This window comes from Methylobacterium sp. WL103, assembly GCF_008039885.1.
GTDB classification, from domain to species: domain Bacteria; phylum Pseudomonadota; class Alphaproteobacteria; order Rhizobiales; family Beijerinckiaceae; genus Methylobacterium; species Methylobacterium cerastii.
On the sequence record NZ_VRUX01000566.1, the window covers coordinates 1 to 2,671 of the forward strand.

Annotated in this window: 4 protein-coding genes; 3 read left to right on the top strand and 1 reads right to left on the bottom strand. The window is 67.9% G+C overall.

The window, feature by feature from the left end; translation table 11 throughout:
- From FV222_RS29960 to FV222_RS22395, 3 genes are all read left to right on the top strand, one after another.
- On the top strand, window positions 1-910 hold a 910-nt coding region (locus FV222_RS29960; protein WP_187277424.1), incomplete at its 5' end, for a hypothetical protein.
- Window positions 911-928: 18 nt separating this feature from the next.
- Window positions 929-1,183 (top strand): hypothetical protein, encoded by a 255-nt coding sequence (locus FV222_RS22385; RefSeq protein ID WP_147815672.1) that lies wholly within the window; start codon window positions 929-931, stop codon window positions 1,181-1,183.
- A 643-nt stretch (window positions 1,184-1,826) separates the two neighbouring features.
- The gene (locus tag FV222_RS22395; protein WP_147815673.1) at window positions 1,827-2,204 is read left to right on the top strand and encodes a DUF4440 domain-containing protein; all 378 of its coding nucleotides are present in this window, start codon (window positions 1,827-1,829) and stop codon (window positions 2,202-2,204) included.
- A gap of 164 nt (window positions 2,205-2,368) precedes the next feature.
- Here the strand turns inward: FV222_RS22395 and FV222_RS29965 are convergent, their stop codons facing one another.
- Window positions 2,369-2,542, bottom strand: coding sequence for a hypothetical protein (locus tag FV222_RS29965; RefSeq protein WP_187277425.1), 174 nt, complete (start codon window positions 2,540-2,542; stop codon window positions 2,369-2,371).
- Window positions 2,543-2,671: the final 129 nt, after the last annotated feature.

Genomic DNA, 2,671 nt, shown 5'->3' on the forward strand with positions numbered 1-2,671 from the left:
CGCCGCGCAGTCCGGCCGCATCGCCGCCCGGCAATTCCAGGATTCCGACTGGCCGGCGGCGGAGGCCGCCTGGGCCGCCACCGCCCTGGACGGCGCCGGCCCGCTCGCCGCGATCCTGTCCGTGGCGGCGCTCGCGGCGATCTGGCTCGTCGGCCGGCGCGGTGCCGGATATGCCGGGTTCGCGGTCGCGGGCCTCCTGATCGAGGGGCGACCCGAGCCGGCGCAGGCCTATTACGACACGCGCGACTATCCCGAATTCGTCGAGGTCCTACCGAACCAGACCGCGTTCCTCATCCCCGAGGTCGGCGAGACGAAGTCCGGCCAGGCGGCCTTCATGTCCGAGCAGTTCCTCAACGAGCGCAAGGTCGCGATGAAGCGGATCCAGATCCCGCATACGCTGATCCGCAACCCGGGCTGGGCCTACGACTACTTCGTCCCCGCCGCGCGGCTGATGCTCGTCGACCGGTCGCCGGTCTCGCGCGAATGGGTGAGCGCGACCGAGCGCGGCACCTCCGTCCGCGACCAGGGCATCCGCTTCGAGACCGCCGATTCCGTGACCCTGCGCACCGGAATCGTGGCCTCGGCCTTCGTGAAGGAGGAGGATGCGAGCAAGTTCGTCTACTGGTTCGGCGCGTGGGCCGCGGGCGGCAATTCCGGCGATCCGCAGGTGAACTTCGCCAGCGTGATCCAGGGCAAGTCGCTGGCCGAGGTCTTCGACGAGAACGTGCACCGGACGGTCCAGGCGGCGATGGCCAAGGAGTTCGGCCGACGCACCACCGACGAGGCGATCCACGGCAAGGTCGCGATCATCGAGGCCGTCGAGAAGGAGGTCCGCCGGGTCTACGAGCCGATGGGGATCACGGTGACGACCCTGCGCTTCGCCGAGGGCCTGACCTTCGACAACCCCTAGATCCAGAAGGCGATCGACATGAGCTTCATGGCGATGAAGCACGCGCAGTCGGCCCAGGTGCAGATGCAGACGCTGCCGATCCAGGAGAAGATCCTGGACATCAAGATCCGCGAGATGGATGCCCAGAGCCGCCAGACCCTCGCCGGCCGCTGGAATGGCTCGGCCGCCAACGTCCTGCCGGCGCTGCCGAACTGGGTGGTGCTGCCCGCCGGCTGGCTCGACGCGCTCAAGGCCTGGCTTCAGCCGAGCGCACCGGCGCCCGCCGCGCCCTGATCGACGCGCCTCGCCCAAGCGGACGTCGACAGACCCGGAGACGATTCGGGCCGGTCGCTCAGAGGTCCGCGGTCTGCGCGTCCCGGATCATCCGGTCGACCAGCGCCTCGCGCCTGGCCTGGCGGATGAGGATGCGGGCGACGGCGCGCCGAGCGGCCAAGCGCCCGCCAGGCGAGCCGGCGGAACCAGCGCACGTTGGCGATGACCGTCGTCCGGCGGCTCAAGGGGCCGCCGACCTCGAGGATCTGTTCCGTCGTGCGTGTGGTCATCGTCTGGCAGTCCGGATCGCGGACCCATGCTCGTCCGTGAATGAACGAGAGATGGCCGCCGCACCAAGATTCGGCAAGAGCAATGCCATTCGATTTGTGCCGAATTCAGACAGCGATGCTTCTCTCACCTGATCTACCGCACCGATCTCCGATTTCGGCCGCTGTACCAGATCGTGTTTGGAGCAACGCGACCGCTCGCCGGCCGACCGCACGATCGGTGACGCACCGCGTGGACGACCTGCGTGACGTAGACGAGGCTGTTGCCCGATGGGGAGACGTGTCGTCGCGACACGAGGCGTGCCGCGGTGGGACACGGAACGAAGCGGTGCTCCCGCGCTTCTCCGATCGACTTCCTCCCGCGGCAGGAGAACACCATGGATGACGATCGGGTCTGGTCTTTCGAGAAGAGCCTCTGGGACGGTACTCCCGAGCACTACCGCGAGCTGGTCGACGAGACGTGCCTGATGGTGCTGCCGCACCCGCCCTTCGTGCTTAGTGGCACGCAGGCGATCGAGGCCGTCGCCGACACCCCCCGCTGGACCGAGGTCGCGTTCTCGAAGGGTCAGATCGCCCGGCCGCAGGAGGGCCTGATCGTGGTCGCCTACCACGTCGAGGCTTCGCGCGGCGACGAGACCTACCAAGCGAACTGCACCTCGACCTATCGCTGGCTGTCGCACGAGGTCTGGCGCGTGATCCAGCACCAGCAGACGCCGCCGCTGGTGGTGCCGGGTGCGGTCGAGAAGACCGGCTGACCGGCCGATTCCGGGCTTCGACCCGCGCCTATCTTGCCGGGCGGCGCTACGGCGCGCCCGGCACCTTTGCTTCCACACTCGAATGCTATTGCGACCGAGACAACCGAACGCCGTTCGACTGAGACGCTTCTGACGCGGCGGCTTACGTCGCGCGCCGAGCGACGTTACGGCTTATCCTGACGGGCCGCGTCTTCGGCTTCGGTGCCCGGTCGGTCCATTGGGCCGTCGACCGGCTTTGTCTTGCCATCGACGGTGTCCTGAGGGGTGATCGCCGTGCCATCCGGCGTCGGCTTTCCCTGCGGCATGCGTTGGGCCTGCGTGTCGATGTCGTCGGTCATCGGGACAGATGGGGTGATTGGGGTCACGCCGCGGTTCCGCTGAAGGCGGCTGCTCCTATCGAGATGTGAGATCGTGGTCGATGTCGGATCGCCACAGCATCAGGAAGGAGCAGCCATGACGTACTTTGC

What these genes read in the sequence shown, in the direction of transcription:
- FV222_RS22385 (WP_147815672.1), top strand. Translation starts at nt 929, where the DNA reads ATGAGCTTCATGGCGATGAAGCACGCGCAGTCGGCCCAGGTGCAGATG.
- FV222_RS22395 (WP_147815673.1), top strand. Translation starts at nt 1,827, where the DNA reads ATGGATGACGATCGGGTCTGGTCTTTCGAGAAGAGCCTCTGGGACGGT.
- FV222_RS29965 (WP_187277425.1), bottom strand. Translation starts at nt 2,542, where the DNA reads ATGACCGACGACATCGACACGCAGGCCCAACGCATGCCGCAGGGAAAG.